Origin of the sequence: Methanobrevibacter filiformis (assembly GCF_001639265.1) — an archaeon.
Taxonomy (GTDB): Archaea; Methanobacteriota; Methanobacteria; order Methanobacteriales; family Methanobacteriaceae; genus Methanacia; species Methanacia filiformis.
The window spans coordinates 1-22362 of the sequence record NZ_LWMT01000160.1 but is presented as its reverse complement, the minus strand read 5'-3'; the positions used below and the strand labels follow the sequence as shown (position 1 = coordinate 22362).

Here is a 22362-nt window from a genome sequence, read left to right as displayed (position 1 = left end):
CCTCAATAAAAAAACAAATATGATTATCTGGAATAAAGTCCCTCAAATTCAAAGGAAGTAAAAACACCTGACCAATACTATCTTCATGCAAAACCATAAACACCAACTCAACAAAAACTAAAAAACATTAATACTATATTACACCCCATAATATTTAAAACTAAGCATAACTAAAAAGAATCAAAAAATAATTATTGCACAGCCAATTTACTAAAAAATAATCAACAAAGATAAATCACTTAAAACCCAATAAACTAAATAATAATCCTTATTTTAACTTAATATTACTTCATCATCATAATATAAGCCAATAAGTATCAATTAACTAATCAATGAATTATGGAAGATCTCCTTAATAAAAAAACATATACAAGAAGATAAATTAAACATAAAAGAACCAAGTTTTTTAGCTATCATTACAGGTGGAGAATTAGCTTATACAAGATCAGATGGAGTTAAAATATTACCAATAGGATGTTTAAAATAGTATAATGTTTTAAAATATTGAATGACTAGATATATTAAAATAATAAGCAATATAAAACTTATTAAAAACACCATACTTTTTGTGATATCTGAGTCGAAATATTAATATTCTACGAAATCAAAATCTTAAATGTGTAATAAAATACTTAAAATATTTCTAAATACATTACTAGTTTTAAATGACCATCATATTCTAAAATTTCTCCATATTTTCATTGACGGTACTGATGTATTAATTAAAGGATCTAAACACTACACTATTACACGTGATGAATTAAAAGCTTTAAAACTAATGAAAAAATGGATCATTTTATCATTATACACAACATTAGAAGAAGACTTCAACCCCAATATCTCTAATCACATTCATCGAAAAATTTAATACATCATCATTCAATAATACCTTACGTGGTGTGCTATTTTTTTTGTTTCATACCCTTAATAATACACACCACAATATAATACTTTACGAAGTACTGATTAATCATTGATTCTCATTGATCTCTTTTTATTAGAATATATTAACATATTAATATTTAGTAATACTTAACATTATAAAATAATTGATGGAGTGGTATGACTACAGAAATGGCTGTTTTAAATAATAATACATTAGTATTTGCAAGTGACAGTGCAGGAACTGCTAACTATCACTCAAGAAATCAAATAAATGATCCAATCAATAACTATCCAGGCTTTTAAAGTATGAACCAACATAATGATCTATTAAAACTTAAACTTTTTTCAGATCAACTCAAAAAATATAGTTTCATATTTAAAAAATTTTAAATAATAAAACAAATATAATATATAAATATCATATATAATTCTCTAACATTATACTCAAATGAGTTTTAAAAAGTAACATTTAATTAATATTAAAAAAAATAATAGTATAAATAATCTATTTAGATCTAATTTAGAATAAAACATTAAATAAGGAGATAATAAATGGAAGAGAATACATTAAAAGAATGAACTCATTTACAAGCAGTGAAAATGATTTCTTAAATAAATTTAAAGAATCATTCAATGTCACAATTATGCTGCATTTTACATGCTAGAAATTAATTAGAATATATTTAATAAAAGATAAATTAATAATTAACTAAATTAAAGGAGAAAGAGAATGTCTAATTTAAAGAGACTATTGATTGCAATACTGATTATTTTTTCACTTTTTACTGTGATAACATCAGCTTCTGCAGCGGACTTGACTGTAAATAAAAATGTAACTCAAAAAAATATTAATGATTGGATGAAAAATGCTACAAAAGGAGATAAACTTAATTTTAATACTTCAACCTACACACTAAACAGCACATTAAATGTTACAAAACCTATACTAATAACCAGTAAAACAAAAACAAAAATCATTTTTAAAAAGAATAAACCAATGTTTCAAGTAAAAACAACAGGTGTAACTTTTAAAAAGCTTAAATTAGATTATTATGGTTATAAATCTGTAGCTATTAACGCTACATTAAAGTCTGCGAATTTGAATGTAGATACTACTGATATCAATATCAGAAATAAATCTTCTATTGCAATATTAACTAATGGTACTACTAATTTACAATATTCTAAAATTACTTTATATAAGAATTATAATTATGGAGTTGTTGCAGGGAGAATTAAGGGCAATATCAAAAACAATAAATTTACACTAAAAGGAAAATATAGTTATGGAGTTATTGTAGGAAAAATTGATACCACTATCAAAAATAATAATTTTTTATTAAAAGGAAAATATAATTATGGAATATTCTCAAATATATGGACTGGAAATTCTATTAATAATAAATTCTATATTTATAATAATCCTACATTAGGTATTTTAATTACAAATAAATGGACAGGAACTGTTACTAAGAACACATTTGAAGGCAATAAATATTCTAAGGGTGCTTGTGGGATTTTTGTTAATAAGACTTTCAAAGGAAGTATAAAAAATTCTAATGCATATTTACCTAAAGCTAATTCATTTGGAATAATGGTTTATAAATGGAATGGTAAATTATACAATTCTAAAATCAATGTAAAAGGAAAAGGATCAGTAGGAATTTATATTGCCAAAGGGTCTCTACTTATCACTCATAATAGTAAAGTCACATCTAAAAACTACTATGCTCTTGCTAAATATACAGCATCTATAAAAAATAGTAAAAGCACTATAAAATCTAAAAAAGGCTTTCCTAATATACTAAAAGTATCTTAATATTTCTTAAAATATTAGGATAATTATAAATTTTAATATTTTTATTTTTTCAAGCATTATATGCTATTTTGAGCTATTTTATTTTACTATTTTACTATTTTGTTATTTTTAATTTTTTCTTATAGTAAAAAATTTTACTATAAATACAAATTTTTTTCCTATAAGAAAATTTTTTTAAATAATATAAATAATTTCTTTCATACAAGAAAATTTCACTAAAAATATAAATCTTTTCTTTTATACTAGAAATTTTGATAAAATACAAATCCCTTTGATATGGAAAAAATTGTTATATATGAATATTTTTGATTTTAATAAATATTTAATCACTCTTTTTCTAAAATAATCTTAAATAATTTAGTTTTAAAAATTCCTGAATTTCATCAGTATATAATATGTTCGCTATAATAGTAACATTTATATATTAGCCGAACTAATATATAGTTATAATAAATTATAATTTATTTATCATTAATATTAAGCTATAAAAACAAAATACAATTATATTCAATTGCCATCTAAGAGGATTTAAGAAGATATAATTTCGCTGATTTTATAATTTAAAAAAATAGCTAATCAATTGAGGGTTACTATATAAATGGAGATTAATAACTATGGAAATAGAAAAAAATGAAAATAGTAATATGAAACTAGATAATCGCTCTATAAAAAAACGCATTAACATAACTAGAATAGCTATTATATTATCAACTATAGCTATATTATTTGTTAGCATTTCATCTATTAGTGCTGTTAATATTAATTTAACAACTACTGGTTCAATTAATAGTGCTGTAAGTACTATTAATAGTGGAGGGGATGTTAATAATTCTATTACTTTAGATGCTGGAACTTATAATAAAGCAAGTGATCGTAATAATAATTTAACTTTTTCAAATAAAAACTTAACAATCCAAGGAAATGGTACATCAAGTGCAGTTATTGTTAATGGATCTAATTTAGGAAGATTATTTAATCTTTCTGGATCTAATGTTAATTTCACTCTTAAAAATATAACTTTTACTAATGCGAAAGTCACAGGAAATGGTAGTGTAATATATACATCACAACCTAATGTCTATATAACATTAATAAATTGTGTATTTAAAAATAATCTTGCAACTAATACAGATAGTGGTGCTGCTGGTGGCGTAATTTACACATCCAATACTTCTAATTTCATAATAGATAATTCATCATTTATAAATAACACAGTAAATGTTACAGGAAATGTTAATACTACTTTTAGGGCTTATGGTGGAGTTATATCTGCAAGTCAACAAAATGGTATAAATAGTTTTACTATTAATAACTCCCTATTTGCAAACAACATAGTATCTATTTCAACTGTATATTCCTCTTATGCTAATGGTGGTGTTATTTATTCATCTAGTAGTAGTAATGTTTTTATTATAGCTAACTCTAATTTCACAAACAATACTGCAAAAAGTAGCAGTAATAATACTAATTCTACTTTTGATTCATACACTGCAGGTTCTGGAGGGGTTATTTATACACAAAATAGGGCTAATTTAACTATAATTGAGTCTATTTTCTCAAACAACACAATAAATAGTAGTAATATAAATTCTCGTTCTTCTGCTAGTTCTAGTGGAGGGGTTATTTCTCTAGGTAGTTCTGGTAATTTTAATATAAGTAGATCTATTTTCTCAAACAACATAGTAACAGTGATTAGTAATAGTACAACTAGTCAGGCTAGTGGTGGTGCCATATCTGCAATGGCTACTTATAATGTAACTGACTCTAACTTTACAAACAACTCAGTAATAACAGTATCTAATAGTTCTTCAGCTTCTAGTGAGGGTGGTGCTATTCGTTCACCATTTTCTGGAACAATCAATATAATTAATTCTACTTTTGCAAATAATACAGCAATTGCTTCTTCTAGTACTACTTATGCTTATAGTCGAGGTGGTTCTATAAATAATTGGGCTAGCGACAATAATGTAAGTTTAATTAATTCTCTCTTTGTAAATAATATGGCAAAAAGTACTAGTGCTTCTACATCTATTAATGCTTATAGTAAAGGAGGTGCTGTTTGTATCAATGATGGGGTGAGTTATAGTGCTAATTTAACTGTAGATAATTCTACTTTTGCAAATAATACAGCAATTAGTGGTACTAATTCTAATAGTTACTATGCTTATAGTATGGGTGGAGCTATTTATAAAAATGATATTGCTAATCTTAACATAAATAACTCCACATTTTTAAATAATGGTGCATTAAGCAATTCTACTAATTCCTCTTTTCCTTGTTATGGAGGAGCTATATATTTACAAAGTAATAACTTCAGTATAATTGGATCTGAATTCATAAATAATACTGTGCTAAGTAATGGTTCTGGTTCTGACTATACTCAAGGAGGAGCTATATTCCTTCAAAACAATACTGGACTTATTATTGGTTCTAATTTTGTAAATAGCAGCGCATCATACGGTGGAGCAATGGCTATTAACAACAATACTAACTTAACATTAGAATATTCTAGAATATACAACAATACAAACACAAATGATCTAGAAAATGGACAAATATATATCTACAATTCTATAGTCAATGGAAGCTACAATTGGTGGGGAAACAATACGGACCCTCTTATTAATTCTATTAAAGTTGATTTAACTGGAACTCTTTATTTAACAAATTATTTTATAGTTAATATCACACTATTTGATATTGATAGGACAAATGATCTGCTTGTTTTCAATTACACAATAGTTCTTAATACAAGTGAGATAGCTATTAATGATCTTTCTGAGTTCAATGGAACAATAGATCGTAATGGTTTTGTAGAATTTATATTTTCTGCTAACTTATCTACTAATTTATCAGTACCATTTAACCAATACATAAATACTACTGCAACAGCTAAAATAGATAATTTCACAAAAACATTCAGTATAAATGCTTCCGAAATCACTGACGGCTATGTTAACGCAACAGGAGGGTCAGATACTAATAATGGATTAAATTGGACTAATGCTGTCAAATCAATAGAAAAAGCATTAGAAATAGTAGGAGATAATGGAATAATACACATAGCAGGAAACAACTACAACAACACCAATGGAATAGAAAGAAACAACACAAACTTAACTATAAATAAGAATATAACTATCCTTGGTTACACAGCATTAAGTGGAGAAGTAATAATAGATGCACTCAATAATGGAAGAATATTCCTTATTAATAAGGGTCTAAATGTCACATTAATTAATTTAACTTTTGCAAATGCTAATCTCACTGGCAATAATAACAATGGTGGAGCAATTTACAATAATGGTTCTAAAATCGCAATATTTGGTTCTAATTTTATAAACAATACTGCTTACGATGGTGGAGCTATTTACAACAATAATGGAACTAGTTTTATTATAAATGAAAATACTAGATTTATTAATAATACTGCTTACGCTGGTGGAGCTATTTATACTAATGGTGCTAATTTTAGTGTGAACAATTCTACTTTCACAAATAGTAATGCTTATAATGGTGGTGCTATTTATAACTTTATTGGTCTTAATTTTAGTGTGAGTGGTTCTATTTTCACTAGTAATAATGCTAATGGAGGGGGTGGTGCTATTTATAATGGTGGTCGTAATTTTAGTGTGAGTGGTTCTATTTTCACTAGTAATAATGCTAATGGAGGGGGTGGTGCTATTTATAATACTGTTCTTAATGGTGTTGGTGTTAATGCTGGTGGTAATAATTTTAGTGTGAACAATTCTACTTTCACAAATAATAATGCTAGTACTTCTGGTGGTGCTATTTATAACTTTGTTGGTGTTAATTTTAGTGTGAGTGGTTCTATTTTCACTAGTAATAATGCCAGTAGTGGTGGTGTTATTTATAATTATGGTGCTAATTTTAGTGTGAACAATTCTACTTTCACAAATAATAATGCTAGTACTTCTGGTGGTGCTATTTATAACATTTTGGGTATTAATTTCACTGTGAATGGTTCTATATTTTCTAATAATGCTCATATAGCTATTTATACATCAAATAATCGGACTTTTATTAATAATAATTCATTTGATGGTAATGATGGTGTTTTAGGGATGGGGTTCAGTGATTCAACTATTGATTTAGATAGCTATTTACTAAGTAATAATACAATAATTAATAATGATATTGTTTTAATTGTTGATGGTTCTAGAAATAATATTTCTAATTCAATCATGAATAACAACACAAGAGGAATATTTGTAAATGGACAAAACAACACCTTTTCTAATATTACAATAGCTAATTTAAAATTTGGTTTGGCTTTTAATTCTTCTAGTCGTAATAATGTTTTCACTAATGGAACATTAGAAATAAATGAAGTAGGAGCCATAATTAATGGAACCAATAACACTATAATAAGCTCAACAATTGTAAACAATACACTGACAGGAGTAAACATCACAGGAGATAACAACACAATAAATTACAACAGAATCTATCAAAACACTCTAGGCATGATAAACTCAGGAAATAAAACTAATGCAAACTTCAATTGGTGGGGAAAAAATAACATCACTGACCAATACACTAACACTGGAACAAGTTTAAACCTTACACACTGGTATGTATTACAACTTTCACTTAACTCCACATTTAATACAACTGCAAATGCAACAAGAAATTACACAAAGAACATCCCAGCAACATTATCTTACACCTTAACCTTAAATAATCTAACTACTAACACTCCAAGTTTATTACCTCACTTCACAGTAGAAGTATTACTTAGAAACAGTACTAGTGTTATTAATAATAGTGCTGGTGATATAAGAACACTCACATTCTCGCAAGTTGTAATCTTAACTAATAATAATCTTCAATCTTCAATCAATGCTTTAGCAGATGATGAGAACATTGTTCTTATTCTTGATAATGAAACTAAGGTTAATCTCACTATCCTTAAAGTCGCAAATGTAACTAATATTTTGAATAATGATACTATTGAATTTACAATAACTATAATAAATAATGGATATGATTTTGCATCTGGTGTTACTTTCACTGATTCACTTCCTGATAATTTTAAACTCCTGAACGTGACTGGAGGATCATCATACAACAATACAACAGGTATTTGGACTGTTGGGGATATTGGACCAGGAGTAACCGTAACACTCAAGATGATGGCTCAAGCTATTAAATCAGGAACAATAAACAACACTGCAAATAATGTAACAGCTATTGAAACACTTATTAATCCAGATATAAAATCCACAGTAACAATCACTGTCACACCAACAGTTAATCTAAACATCACCAAAGTATCTAATGTAACTGGTCTTAACAACTCTCACATTGGAGACCATGTTAAATATGTCATAACTATTAAAAACAATGGCTTGGATAATGCAAGTAATGTAAGAGTATATGATATCTTAGATTCTAAATTAACTTACATTACATACAATTCTTCAACTGGAACTTACAATAATACCACAGGATTATGGAATATTGGAATATTACATGTTAATCAAACAGCTACATTAGAAATCGAAGTAATAATATCTAATATTGGAACAATAGAAAATATTGCAAATGTAACAGCAAATGAAATAATCCTTAATGGAAGTAACACCAACACAAGCACAACAATTCATGTAGGTCCTCTAAACAGTACTTTAATTATTAATCCTGTTGTGAGTGCTAAGGTTAATAGTAGTGTTAGTATTAATGGAACTTTATTGGATGAGAATGGTGTTCCGATTAGTGGTGTTATTGTTAATTTGGTTGTTAATGATGTTGTTTATAATGCTACTACTGATGCCAGGGGTAATTGGAATATTAGTTATTTTGTGGGTTTGACTGGTGTTATTGATGTTGTTGCTGAGTTTGTGGGTAATGTTAATTATACTGGTGCTGCTAATGCGACTTATTTTGATGGTTTGCCTTTGAATAGTACTTTGGTTATTAATCCTATTGTGGATACTAAGGTTAATAGTAGTGTTAGTATTAATGGTAGTTTGTTGGATGAGAAAGGTGCTCCAGTTAGTGGTGTTACTATTAATTTGACTATTGATAATGTTGATTATAATGCTACTACTGATGCTAGTGGTAAGTGGAGTATTATTTATCATGTGGGTTCAACAGGACGTATTAATGTTGTTGCTGAGTTTGTGGGTAATGCTAATCATACTGGTGCTGCTAATTCAACTTATTTTAATGGTTTGACTTTAAACAGTACTTTGGTTATTAATCCTATTGTGAGTGCTAAGGTTAATAGTAGTGTTAGTATTAATGGAACTTTATTGGATGAGAATGCTGTTCCGATTAGTGGTGTTATTGTTAATTTGATTGTTAATGGTGTTGTTTATAATGTTACTACTGATGCCAGTGGTAATTGGAATATTACTTATCTTGTGATTTCGACTGGTGTTATTGATGTTGTTGCTGAGTTTGTGGGTAATGTTAATTATGCTGGTGCTGTTAATGCGACTTATTTTGATGGTTTGGCTTTGAATAGTACTTTGGTTATTAATCCTGTTGTGGATACTAAGGTTAATAGTAGTGTTAGTATTAATGGAACTTTATTGGATGAGAATGGTGTTCCGATTAGTGGTGTTATTGTTAATTTGGTTGTTAATGGTGTTGTTTATAATGCTACTACTGATGCCAGTGGTAATTGGAATATTACTTATCTTGTGATTTCGAATGGTGTTGTTAATGTTGTTGCTGAGTTTGTGGGTAATACTAATTATGTTGCTGCTGTTAATACAACTTATTTCAATGGGGCAGCTTTAAATAGCACACTAATTATTAATCCTATAATGGATACTAAGATGAATAGTAATGTTAGTATTAATGGTAGCTTGTTTGGTGAGAATAATAGTGTGATTGGTAATGTGACTGTTGTTGTGACTGTTAATGGTGTTAGTTATAATGTTACTACTGATGTGGGTGGTAAGTGGGGTATTACTTATCTTGTTAATTCAACTGGACTATTTAATGTTGTTGCTATCTTTAATGGTAATACTAATCATGCTGCTGCTGGAAATGAAACAAGTTTTAATGGAATTTCTTTGAATAGTACTTTGGTTATTAATCCTATTCCAGATACTAATGTGAATAGTAATGTTAGTATTAATGGTAGCTTGTTTGGTGAGAATAATAGTGTGATTGGTAATGTGACTGTTGTTGTGACTGTTAATGGTGTTAATTATAATGGTACTACTGATAATAGTGGTAAGTGGAATATCAGTTATTTTGTTAAGTCTTCTGGAAATATTAATGTTGTTGCTGAGTTTAATGGTAATAATAATTATTTTGCTGCTGTAAATAGCACTAATTTCAATGGAATATCTTCAAATAATAGTACATTAATTATTAACCCTGTTCCTGATACTAAAATAAATAGTAATGTTAGTATTAATGGAACTTTATTAGATGAGAATAATAATGCTATTATTAATGTGACTGTTGTTGTGGCTGTTAATGGTGTTAGCTATAATGCTACTACTGATGCAAGGGGTAATTGGAATATCAATTATCTTGTTAATTCAACTGGTAATATTAATGTTGTTGCTGAGTTTGTTGGTAATGCTAATTATGTTGCTGCTGTAAATAGCACTAATTTTAATGGTTTGGCTTTAAATAGCACATTGGTCATTAATCCTGTTACAAATGCTAAGATGAATAGTAATGTTAGTATTAATGGTAGCTTGTTTGGTGAGAATAATAGTGTGATTGGTAATGTGACTGTTGTTGTGACTGTTAATGGTGTTAGCTATAATGCTACTACTGATGCAAGGGGTAATTGGAATATTAATTATCTTGTTAATTCAACTGGTAATATTAATGTTGTTGCTGTTTTTGATGGCAATGATAAGTATGTTAGTGCTGTTAACAGTACTACTTTTATTGTGAATAACAATGTCAATATTAGTATTGTTAAAATAGCTAGTATTAATGGAATTAATAATAGTGCTAAGGGTCATGTTGGAGATACTGTGATTTATACCATTAATGTAGTGAATAATGGTGTTATTGGTGCTACTGGAGTTCTTGTAACTGAAATAATAGATAGTACTAAGTTGAAATTTAATAAAGCATCTGTAACACAAGGATTTTATAATAATATTAATGGGTTATGGATTATTGATGGGTTTGCAGCTGGTAAAACCGTAACACTCACAATCAATGCTACTATAATAGCTATGGGGGACATTGGTAATTCTGCTAATGTTTCAGCAAGTGAAAATAATACCAATAGTAACAATAGTAGTTCAGTAAATATTGTCTCAGTTGCAATTCCAACCCAAATCAACACATTAGATGTAGTAGTTGTTGTTGATAATTTTGTTAAACTTGAATCTATTTTAAAAGACAGTGATGGTAAACCTATTGGGGGTAAAGAGGTTAGATTCTACGTTAATGGAAAATTTGTTGGAACGGCTGTTACTGATGTAAAAGGTATAGCTTACTTTAAGTATACTCCAACAAAAACAGGTACATTAAATTACACTTCATCCTTCACTGATCCTACAGGTATTTATCTTCCTTCAACATCAACGTCTACTGTAACTGTAACTAAAGATCAAATCACTTTAACTACTACATTACCAACTGGATCTGTTGGAGATAAAAAAACAATAAAAGTCAAAGCTACCAACAGTGAAGGCAAGCCAGTCCCAAACAAAACATTCACAGTCTATATAAATGGTAAAAAAATAGGTACTTATAAAACTAATAGTAAAGGTGAATTTACTATAAAAACCACACTCAAAAGTTCAAATAAATTACAAATCAAGTTCGTGGGAGACAGTAAATATAATAAATTGTCTAAAACCTACACGTACATTGCTAAATCTAAAGAAAAAACAATCACCACTATCTACTATGCTAAAACTAAATACGGTAACTCTATAATATTAAAAACTAAATTAACTAATGGCAAAGGAAAAGCGTTAGCTGGTAAATACATTAAATTCTATGTTGCAGGTAAGTATGTTGGAAAAGCTAAAACAAATAAAAAAGGAATAGCTATTTTCAAATATACACCTAAAAAGAAAAAATAATAAAACCAAATTATCTCATTTTTAAATTTTTTTTAACCATAACATTGTATATTAATTTTTAAAATTAAATAATAATTTTCATTTTTTTTAAATCTAACAATTTAATATTACTTATTTAATGATATTAGTAAAGTTATTTTATCCTAGAAATCATGTTCATAGTTACTATTTTCATTCATTTAAAGTAAGATTTATCTAATAGAATTAACATAATATTATCATGATACTTACTTTGTGTGAATTTAATGTTTGAGGTTTCTTATGAATCCTAAAATAGCTAAGGCTGATGATGATTTAGAGAAAATAAATTCAAGAAAAAGATTTAAGAGTGATGATGATAAGAGAGTGGGTAGTGAAATATTTGACAAACAAACCCTTGAAACCCTTTATAAATTAGCTAATCATAAGTATTTAGATATTTTAAATGGTGCAATAAGCACAGGTAAAGAAGCTAATGTTTTAAAAGGAGTTTTAAATAATACTACTTATCTAGCTGTCAAGATTTATAGAATAGCTACCTCTGACTTTAAGAAAATGCATTTTTATATTGATGGTGACCCTAGATTTAATGTTAAATCATCAAGTAAACGACAATTAACAACTTCATGGGTTAATAAGGAGTTTAGAAATCTTAAACGACTTAAAGAAGCAGGTGTTTCATGTCCTGCACCTATAACTGCTTTAAATAATGTTCTTATATTAGAATTTATTGGGGATTCTTATGGGAATCCTGCTCAAACTTTTAAAAATCACAAGCCAGATGATTTAGACCAATTTATTCATGATTTATTAATGGAGACAAGGAAATTCATACATGATGGGAAATTAATTCATGGAGATCTTTCATCTTTCAATATTCTTAATTTTAATGATTATCCTGTAATTATTGATGTTTCTCAATCTGTTGTTTTAGATCATCCTATAGCTAAAGAATTATTCATAAGAGATATTGAAAATTTATCCTTAGAATTTAAAAAAATGAATGTAGAAATTTCAACAGACATGTTAAAAGAAAAATTAGACTTTTATTCTATTTTTAAAGAATAATTGCCAATGGATTAATAACTAATATTAAATAGATAAAAGGTTAATAACTGTTAATAGCTTAAGACAAACTTTTAACAAGTTGGCTTGATCAAAAGCTAGTTTATAGTTAAGCATAAAATACTTTTAATAACTCTTGTATGGAGTAACAATTATATAAATTTTATTAAATAACAATCATTATTAACTTATGAGGTGAATTACTTGCCAAATACAGATTATCTTAAAATTCCTCGTGATAGAGTTGGAGCTTTAATTGGAACAAATGGGGATACTAAAAAAGCTATTGAAAATAGAACTCAAACATTTTTAGACATTGATGGTGAAGAAGGAACAGTGATGATATCTTCAGATGAAAATATGGAGGATCCTTTAGGTGTATGGAAAGCAAACCACATTGTTAAAGCTATTGGTCGTGGATTTTCTCCAGAAAATGCAATCAGACTAGGTGATGATGATATTTACTTAGAAGTAATTAAATTAACTAGTTATGTAGGTAAATCTAAAAAAGCAATGGCTAGGCAGAAAGGAAGAATCATAGGTAAAGATGGGAAAACAAGAGAAATTATAATTAACATGGCTGAAGTTGCAATGGCAATATATGGAAAAACTGTTTCTTTCATTGGAGAACTTGAAAATGTTATAGTTGCAAGAGAAGCTGTTGAAATGATTCTTAAAGGTTCACGACATAAATCAGTTTACCAATTTTTAGAAAACAAACAACATGATAGGAAATTAAATGAATTCAAATCAATTGTAGGTTTAAAAACAGATGAAGTAGAATTAAGAGATGATTTAGACTAATTGATGAATAATCAATCATAATTACTTTTTTTCATTTTTCATTTTTAGATAGCTAATTAGAAATCAAACTTTTAAAATAAGAAGTAAAAGATTTCTCTAAACGTCCATCACAAAATAAAAGCTTTGTCATAATCTATTTAAAAAAATAAACATAATTAATGCTTTTATTATCGTCAAAACAGTTAAATTGGATTCAGCTATTTTGTAAAAATAGTTTATAATGAGCAATATATTAAAATAAGTATATAGAAAAAACTATATAAAATTTAAGATTATTGATAGGATCAACAGTGGTGCAACACCTACCTAACTCTAATCTAGGGTTATTAAATGATATAAACCTGAAAGGAGAATATAACATTAATAAACACATTAGTTAATATGGTTTTTAATATATATAAACCTTACCATTCTATAACTTCATCTGTCAATGTAGCTGAATTATTATTACTTGCTTTTAAATTAGTTAATTTCTAGAATAAAAAACTATTTTTACTTCTACTTTTAAAATAATAATTTATCTGTTGTTTTTACTCTACCAGAAGTGAATTGAGTTAAGAACAATGAAATACATGAAAAAATTAATTATTGCACACTAATTTTTATATGATAATTATTGCAAATATTTATTTAATAATAAAGCTATATTTTCATATATAATTAATTTCAAATGAATAATGTTTAATTTATCTAAATATTTTTTATTCATATATGAAATTAATTATTGATAATTATATATTTTATAGTTATTTTATGAAAAATTAGCTATATGATTAGTATGAATTGTAAATATAAAACAAACTTTTAAAAAAGTTTTGTCATATGCTATTTCAAAAATAAGGAATTTAAGTATGAGAAATGCTTTTATTAATATGAAACAAACATTTCAAACTTTTAAAAAAAGTTTGATCAAAAGCTATTTCCAAAAATAAAGCATTTTAAGCATTAATCATGATTTTATTAATATGAAACAAACATTTCAAACTTTTGAAAAAAGTTTGATCAAAAGCTGTTTCAAAAAATAAAGCATTTTTAAGTATAAGAGATGATTTTATTAATATGAAACAAACTTTTAAAAAAGTTTGATCAAAAGCTGTTTCAAAAAATAAAGCATTTTTAAGTATAAGAGATGATTTTATTAATATTAAAAAAACATTAATTATTTTTGTAATGTTAATATCAATAATTCTAGCTATTTCCTTATCTTCTCCTGCTTTTGCTGAAGATAAGAATACAAAGGCAGAACCAAAAATAATTAATAAAACAGATGGAGTTATTTATACCTTAAATTATAAAAAAAGTATTCCAAGTAATTTTACTAAGTTCTCAGGTTCTGAAAAATCTGGTAAAAAAACATATAAAATAACTTGGAAGGTTAAAAAAGAATTTGAATCAAAAACAATAATTTATGCAAAGGTTAAATTAACAAAGAAGAAGAAAGTCAAATCATATACAATATTATATAATAAATATGGGGATAAAATAAAGACTATTAAAGGATCCAGAGATGTTTATGTTGATAATGGAGTTAAATGGGTTGAATTAAATACTAACGCTAAAAAAGAGAAATATAAATGGTTTTTTCAAAAAAGAAGTGTTGTTAGAACATTTGCAACAAAAAAAGTTGTTAAATTTTATTTAAATAATAAATATATTAATACAACATCTTACAATAATTTAAATTACACATTAACTAAAGAATATCAAAAAAATGATGATAAAAGTAAATATGTTTTATCTTCGGAGTTTGTCCAATCAGATAATAAATTTTTTTATAATCTTGCAAAAAAGATAATTAAAAACAATAAGACTGATTATGATAAAGCTCAAGCTATTTTAAGCTGGATGCAAGTAAATTATAAGTATGGGAATTATGGTGGCTCAAGATATGATGCTTTAACTGCATACAGCCAAGGTAAAGTTCATGGTTTAAATTGTATTGATTCTGCTCATTTAACTAGTGCTTTGCTCCGTGCATTGAACATTCCAGTTAGATATAAGCAAAATGGTTATGAAGATGGAGATACTTTTTATGGGCATGTTTGGATTTATACTTATGTTAAACATAATGGATCATATAAATGGTTGTGTGGTCAACCATCAGCTGAAGTAAGTTCATATAATGAATCACTGGAATATGGTCTTAATTCACATAGTTTTTTTCCAAATTGGTGTGCTCTTGACCATTTAGAAGGTTATTATCTAGTTTCTCATAAATTTAACATGCAAAAATTCATTAGATATAATAATAAGTGGTTTAGGACTTCTCAGTATGTTATTTTCAATAATAAGACGATTTCAAAAACATGGATATATTAGGGTGATTCTTTGAAAAATAAATTAAAAATTTCAGTAGTTATCATTATTATTTTAATAATAGCTATTTGTACAGTTGCTTTAAGTCAAAACTTTAGTAATACAAATAATTCTTTAAATAATGTTTCATCAAATATATCTAACAATAATTCTTATATGTCTAATTATACAAATAATACTAATAATTCCTCTGATAATACAAATAACTTAAACAATCTTAACAATAATATTAACTTTAATAAAAAGACTCCGAAATATAATAGTTATCTAACATATAAAAACAAAACTAATAATAAAACAAGTAATTTAACTGATGATGAGATTATTAATAAAACGGTTCCTGCCAAAATGAATGATACTAATGTATCAGGACTTAATGGACCTCCAAATAAAACGAATTCTTAAATTAAATTATTAATTTTTTATTCTTTATTATTAATTCTTAAATTAAATTATTAATTTTTTATTATTTATTATTAATTCTTTATTTTTTATTATTAATTTTTTATTATAATTCTTCAGTTTTATTTATTTTTTAACTGGTGTATATCCTATGAACTTTATAGATTAATCCAAAGGGATACATGATAATTTTAGTTTAATATTACTTTTCAAATGCTCTCCTTTAAAATTTATATATGGTCTTGTTCATATATTTTATAATGGCTATTATATTTAATTTTGTAAGTGCAATAGAAAAAGAGTTATATATGATGTAGTACATATACATATGCTATGGAATATTTTCTGTATTCCTACTTCTTGATATATTCGGTCTGAAAAATAGTAATGATTTTTCATGTGTGTGTCATGAATTATTTTTTATTGTATTATATTTTTTAATTAGTTAGATAATAATAACTATAACTATATAAAAACATTAAAATTATATAGTATTACTGTTAATATATAGTAATTGTTTTATTATATGTTACATATTTATATATACATATAGGTTAAACATTTACTAAAATTATGTTTATGATAATATTCAGTACACTGATTCCAGAATTTAAGAAAATCTTCGAGTTTCTAATGTTTTAAGTATGTGTTTTAAGGAAATAAAATTTTTTCAAAATCATTTAAGCTATGAAAGCAGATTTAAGTGTATATGGTGATATTTTGTGAAATCAGTGTCCAAAGTTATATTTATTAGATGAATTAGGAGGTTAAATTTGTCTCAACAAGCAGCAGAACTCTTTGATAATTTTCAAGAATTAACTCCCTCAGAGTTCTTTAGGAAAAATAAGCAGATGTTAGGTTTTTCTGGGAAAATCCGATCTTTAACAATGGTTTTTCACGAGTTGATTACTAACAGTTTCGATGCATCAGAAGAAGCAGGGATCTTACCTGAAATTAAAATAGATCTTCAAAAAATAGATAAAGATCATTATTTACTTAGGCATACAGATAACGGACCAGGAATACCAGAAGATTTCATAATGAAAGTGTACTGTACTATGTTTGCAGGTTCTAAATTCAGAAATATCCAATCTCGTGGTCAGCAAGGACTTGGTTGTAGTGGATGTGTACTTTTATCTCAAATGACTACTGGTGAGCCTGCAAAAGTAATTTCTTCCTATGAGGAGGGAGATGAATTAAAAGGAATTAAACTTAAATTCAAAATGGATGTTAAGAAAAACAAAGGTCTTTTAATGGAAAAAGAGGAGTTCACTCCAGATAGAACTGGTGTTTCTGTAGAACTTCAATTTAAAGATGTTTCTTACTCTTTAGCTGAACAAGGTGCTTTTGAATATATTAGGAGAACAATGGTTGGAAATCCTCATGCTAAAATCATATTCAGAGATCCAACAGGCCATAAATATATATTTAAAAGGGCTGCAGATGTTGTTCCAGTTTTACCTAAAGAAGTACTTCCTCATCCTAAGGGAGTTACTGCAGATGATCTTATTTTCATGGCTAAACATACTGATAAACGAAGATTTAAAAGTTTATTAACCTCTAATCTTTCAAGAATGTCTAATAAGAAAATAACTGAAATTCAGGAAAGGACTAAGATTGATTTAAACAAAAGACCTAAAGACATGAAATGGGAAGAGGCTGAAGCTATTGTAGATGCATTCAATAAGATGGATTTCATGGCACCTCCAACATCAGGTCTTATTCCAATTGGAAGTGAACAAATCGAAGGTGGGATGAAAGAGATTCTAAAACCAGAATTTATAGCTACAACTACCAGAAAACCTGTTGCATACAGAGGAGGAGTAGCTTTCATCATTGAAGCAGGGATAGCTTATGGTGGAGACTCTGGACGGTTAGTTGGTGAGGAAAGAAAGTCTGAAATCATGAGATTTGCAAATAGAGTACCTCTTACTTTTGATCAAGGAAGTTGTGCAATAACTGAAGCACTTAAAAGTATTGATTGGAGACGTTATGGTTTAAGAAACCTTGAAAACACTCCTGCTACCATATTTGTAAATATTATTTCAACTCAAGTTCCATATCTATCAACTGGTAAACAGAGTGTAGCTCCAGAACCTGAGATTTTACATGAGGTCAGACAAGCTACAATGAAAGTAGCAAGGAAACTTCAAAAGCATTTAAGAGCTAAAAAAGCAGCTAAAGAAGAAGCAATGAGATCTAAAATATTTGAAGATTATGTTCCAATAATTCTTCAAGAAGCAGCTAATTTAGCTGAAACTGGCGTTCCTGAGTATAAAGAAGTTTTAGCTAAGGTTACAAGAAGAGCTTTAGCGGAATTGTTAGGTGAAAATCCTGATCATGCTGAAAAAGAGGTTGAAGAGGAGTTTGAAGAAGTGGAATCAAGAATCCCATCAAGTGAAGGTCTTTTTGAAGAGGATGATGAGGAAATTAATGGTAACGAATGAGGGGATTAAAACATGGCTGATGTTAAAGAAGTAAATAGATTAGATAGAAAAGAGATCACAATGAATAAGCTTAAAGGGCTTGGTCAGACTATCATTGATGATGTTAATCAGAGTAAAATCCCTTCTCTCAAAATTCCTTCAAGAGGAACATCTAATATTGTTTATGATGAAGATAAAAGGTATTATATTCTTGGAGAGAGAGCTGGTAAAAGGTCTCTTGGAAATGTAAAACAGATTAAAAAGTTAGGGCAAATGATTTTTGTTTCTAATTTCTGTAAAGATCTTGTTCAAAGAGAAAAAACTGCTACTTTAAGGGAGATGTACTATGTTAGTGAAGGTTGGGGCTTAGGATTTGATAACCAGCAGGAATCTAATATAGTAGGTGAAGATATTGAGGTTACTCTTGGTACAAGTCGTGAAGACTTAGGATTAATGCCTGAGGAAGATGGAGCATCTGTTTACGGTGATATTGTCTTTCAAGAAGGAGATGTTGAAATTAATGCTTTAAAATCTGGGAAATCTGGATATACCATTTCTCCTACAATTGATGAAGTGGATTTCTTAGATCATAATGTTGAAAGAGTAATAGCTGTGGAAACAATGGGGATGTTTCATCGTATGGTTCAAGAAAATGCTTATAAAAAATTCAATACATTAATTGTAGGACTTAAAGGTCAGGCTGCAAGAGCAACAAGAAGATTTTTAAAGCGTGTTAATCAAGAACTTAATCTTCCAGTTTATATTTGTAACGATGGAGATCCATGGGGATTCCACATCGCCATGGTTATCATATCTGGAAGTGCAAAGCTTGCCCATGTTAATCATGACCTAGCTACTCCTGATGCTAAATTTTTAGGAGTTAGTGCAACTGACATTGTCAATTATGATCTTCCAACTGATCCACTAAAAGATATAGATGTTTTAAGACTAAAAGAACTTTCAAAAGATCCAAGATATAGGGATGAACATTGGCAAAATGAAATCAAAAAGATGCTAAAAATAGGAAGAAAAGCAGAACAGCAATCTTTCTCAAAATATGGATTAGAATATGTAGTAGACACATATTTCCCAGAAAAATTAGATGCAATGGAATAATTTGGATTCTGATTTCGTGAAATCTTCGATTTCACAAAATCTTATATAAATTTACTTTATATTTTGTTATTACTTTTATTATTATTTTTAATATTTCTATCTTATTATTATTTTATATAAAATCTTTCTTGAGTGTGTTTATGTATAAAACAGTAGATATATGTGCAGGTATTGGTGGTATTAGAAAGGGTTTTGAGTTAACTGGTAAAGCAGTCAATGTTTTATCGGCTGAAAATGATAGATATGCTTGTAAAACTTATGAACATTTATATGGTGAAAATCCAATGAATGATGTTACAACTAATGAGTTTAAAGAGTTGTTGGACTCGGTTGAGTATGATATCTTTCTTGCAGGTTTTCCTTGTCAAGCATTTAGTGCTGCTGGTAAAAAAGAAGGATTCAAGGATAAGTTAAGAGGAACTATTTTTTTCCATCTTGCTGAAATGATAGAATCCACACGACCTAAATCATTTTTGCTTGAAAATGTAGAGGGTCTAATTACTCATATGAAAGGAGAAACTTTCAACATAATATTGGACACATTAATAAATAAATTGGATTATCATATTGTGGGAATAGAAGAACAGCAAGATATTTATGGAAATGCAAATGGTTTTATATTTAATAAACAAGATATTGTTTTAAATGCTAAACACTTTGGATTACCTCAAAACAGACCACGTGTTTATATTGTTGGGTTTGATAAAAAAAGATATGCAGATAAATTAAATACTATTGATTTTAATAAACTTCCTCAAGAACGGAAAAGACCTCCAATTTTTAAGAATTTAACTGAAGTTTTAGAATTGGGGGCTGACACTAAATTTTACCTATCTCAAGGTTATCTTGAAACATTGAAAAAACATAAATCTTCTCAAAGTGCTAAAGGAAATGGTTTTGGTTATATGATTGTTAATGAACCTAAATTCAAACATCCAATTTCCAATGCTATACTCGCTACTGGCGGCTCTGGGAAAGAAAGAAATTTAATTCATGATCCTCAAGATAAAATTATAGGATTAATGGTTAAAGGTAAAAAAACACCTATTAATAATGAAGGAATTAGATTGATGAAACCAAATGAGTGGGGTAAACTTCAAGGTTTCGTGGGATATGCTTTTTTGAATGGTAAAAATGATACTTTTTCTTTTCCTGAAGGAGTTAGTAATACTCAAAAATATAAACAATTTGGAAATTCTGTAGCTATTCCAGTTATAGAAGAAATTGCAAATGAAATAGTTAAAGTATTAGATAATTTAGAAGGAAGATGAAATATTGAATGAGAAAGATCCTTGGACATTTAATAGAGGGGAATGGAGTGAAGCTTATACTTTTACAAAGTTATTAGGTGAAGGCAAAGTTTATGCTGCAGATGAAAAGTTAGATAAAATTGAGGATGAATTTTATCCTATATTAAAAATAATTAAAAAAGAATTAGAAAAACAATTTATAAGGGATTCTAATCTTAATATTGTACAAGTGACAGATTTAGAAGGCAATACACAAATTTCAATGAGTGTTGAAAAATTTCTTGAAATTAGTGAGAAGTTATTAATAATTATTAAGGAAAGTAAAGGTAGCAGTTTCAGTATTCCTACATTAGAAAGTTTTTTCAATGATTTAGGAATTATTAAGTTTAAATCATCTAGTAATGATAAATCTGATTTAACCATGGAAATTAAGGATCTTGGAACTTTGTTGTCTAAGGAATACAATTTTAGCATTAAATCTGAATTAGGGAGTAAACCTACTTTATTAAATGCTTCAAAATCAACTAATTTTATTTATAAAATAGAGGGCATTGAAGATTATGAAATTAATGAATTGATGAAGATTACAAAGAAAACTGATAATAAATGGCTTAAAATTCGTATATATAATATTTTAGAAAAAATAAATAGAAAAGGTTATAATTTATCTTTTCATGAGATAGAAAATCCACATTTTTCGAGTAATCTAAAGTTAATTGATAGTAACTTACCATTTATTGTCAGCCAAATTTTATTACATTTTTACAGTACTGAAAAAATATCAGATATTAAATCCTTAACTGAATTTTTAATAAATAAAAACCCTTTAAATTTGCCAAATAAGGACTCTGAGTTATTTTATAAAACCAACATAATTGAACTTATTAAAGCAGCTGCCTTTGGTATGATGCCTAGCAAAAAATGGAATAAAGAGTATGATGTTAATGGTGGAATTTTAACTGTTAAAAAAGATGGGAATGTTTTGTGCCATCATATTTTTTATAACAAAAAGCAATTAGATGAATATTTGTATAGGAATACTAAACTTGATACTCCAAGTACGAAGAGATATAAACAAGGAGATTTATATAAACTTGATAGTGATAATAACTATTACTTTAAACTTAATTGTTTGTGTCAAAATTTTACCTCTTGTCATTTTATTTTTCAATGTTTTAGTATTCATGTTAATAAATACTATTTACATGTTTAATTATTGTCTAAAAACCTCCTGTGAAAAAAAATTTTTAAATCTA

At 27.4% G+C, this 22362-nt stretch carries 12 protein-coding genes; all 12 read left to right on the top strand.

The window, feature by feature from the left end; translation table 11 throughout:
- Window positions 1–616 precede the first annotated feature (616 nt).
- The 12 genes from MBFIL_RS10530 (at window position 617) to MBFIL_RS04565 (ending at window position 22319) form a co-directional block, all read left to right on the top strand.
- Entirely contained in the window at window positions 617–868 is a 252-nt protein-coding gene (locus MBFIL_RS10530) for a hypothetical protein (RefSeq protein ID WP_157078665.1), read from the top strand.
- Window positions 869–1062: 194 nt separating this feature from the next.
- The gene (locus MBFIL_RS11095; protein ID WP_281192500.1) at window positions 1063–1188 is read left to right on the top strand and encodes a hypothetical protein; all 126 of its coding nucleotides are present in this window, start codon (window positions 1063–1065) and stop codon (window positions 1186–1188) included.
- Window positions 1189–1615: 427 nt separating this feature from the next.
- A complete protein-coding gene (locus MBFIL_RS04610; protein ID WP_066971921.1) occupies window positions 1616–2704 on the top strand; it encodes a hypothetical protein in 1089 nt (362 codons plus the stop codon).
- A gap of 614 nt (window positions 2705–3318) precedes the next feature.
- Window positions 3319–11748: a DUF11 domain-containing protein gene (locus MBFIL_RS04605; RefSeq protein WP_066971910.1), complete on the top strand. Its 8430-nt coding sequence runs from the start codon at window positions 3319–3321 to the stop codon at window positions 11746–11748.
- 261 nt (window positions 11749–12009) lie between these two features.
- Window positions 12010–12795: a serine protein kinase RIO gene (locus MBFIL_RS04600; protein WP_066971908.1), complete on the top strand. Its 786-nt coding sequence runs from the start codon at window positions 12010–12012 to the stop codon at window positions 12793–12795.
- A gap of 201 nt (window positions 12796–12996) precedes the next feature.
- Window positions 12997–13596: a KH domain-containing protein gene (locus MBFIL_RS04595; RefSeq protein ID WP_066971906.1), complete on the top strand. Its 600-nt coding sequence runs from the start codon at window positions 12997–12999 to the stop codon at window positions 13594–13596.
- Window positions 13597–14766: 1170 nt separating this feature from the next.
- Window positions 14767–15915 carry a transglutaminase-like domain-containing protein gene (locus MBFIL_RS04590; protein ID WP_066971903.1) on the top strand — a complete coding sequence of 383 codons (1149 nt, stop codon included), beginning with the start codon at window positions 14767–14769 and terminating at the stop codon, window positions 15913–15915.
- Between the two features lie 9 nt (window positions 15916–15924).
- Window positions 15925–16317 carry a hypothetical protein gene (locus MBFIL_RS04585; RefSeq protein WP_066971901.1) on the top strand — a complete coding sequence of 131 codons (393 nt, stop codon included), beginning with the start codon at window positions 15925–15927 and terminating at the stop codon, window positions 16315–16317.
- Window positions 16318–17087: 770 nt separating this feature from the next.
- A complete protein-coding gene (gene top6B / locus MBFIL_RS04580; RefSeq protein WP_084266301.1) occupies window positions 17088–18761 on the top strand; it encodes a DNA topoisomerase VI subunit B in 1674 nt (557 codons plus the stop codon).
- Window positions 18762–18773: 12 nt separating this feature from the next.
- Window positions 18774–19856 (top strand): DNA topoisomerase IV subunit A, encoded by a 1083-nt coding sequence (locus MBFIL_RS04575; protein ID WP_066971897.1) that lies wholly within the window; start codon window positions 18774–18776, stop codon window positions 19854–19856.
- Between the two features lie 140 nt (window positions 19857–19996).
- Complete coding sequence (gene dcm / locus MBFIL_RS04570) at window positions 19997–21127, top strand: DNA (cytosine-5-)-methyltransferase (protein ID WP_066971895.1); 1131 nt, start codon at window positions 19997–19999, stop codon at window positions 21125–21127.
- Window positions 21128–21131: 4 nt separating this feature from the next.
- Window positions 21132–22319 carry an HpaII family restriction endonuclease gene (locus MBFIL_RS04565; RefSeq protein WP_066971893.1) on the top strand — a complete coding sequence of 396 codons (1188 nt, stop codon included), beginning with the start codon at window positions 21132–21134 and terminating at the stop codon, window positions 22317–22319.
- Window positions 22320–22362 lie beyond the last annotated feature (43 nt).

Excerpts from the sequence above, each read along its gene's own strand:
- MBFIL_RS04590 (WP_066971903.1), top strand. The coding sequence starts at position 14,767 with ATGTTAATATCAATAATTCTAGCTATTTCCTTATCTTCTCCTGCTTTT.
- MBFIL_RS04600 (WP_066971908.1), top strand. The coding sequence starts at position 12,010 with ATGAATCCTAAAATAGCTAAGGCTGATGATGATTTAGAGAAAATAAAT.
- MBFIL_RS04610 (WP_066971921.1), top strand. The coding sequence starts at position 1,616 with ATGTCTAATTTAAAGAGACTATTGATTGCAATACTGATTATTTTTTCA.
- dcm (WP_066971895.1), top strand. The coding sequence starts at position 19,997 with ATGTATAAAACAGTAGATATATGTGCAGGTATTGGTGGTATTAGAAAG.
- MBFIL_RS04575 (WP_066971897.1), top strand. The coding sequence starts at position 18,774 with ATGGCTGATGTTAAAGAAGTAAATAGATTAGATAGAAAAGAGATCACA.
- MBFIL_RS11095 (WP_281192500.1), top strand. The coding sequence starts at position 1,063 with ATGACTACAGAAATGGCTGTTTTAAATAATAATACATTAGTATTTGCA.
- MBFIL_RS10530 (WP_157078665.1), top strand. The coding sequence starts at position 617 with ATGTGTAATAAAATACTTAAAATATTTCTAAATACATTACTAGTTTTA.
- MBFIL_RS04605 (WP_066971910.1), top strand. The coding sequence starts at position 3,319 with ATGGAAATAGAAAAAAATGAAAATAGTAATATGAAACTAGATAATCGC.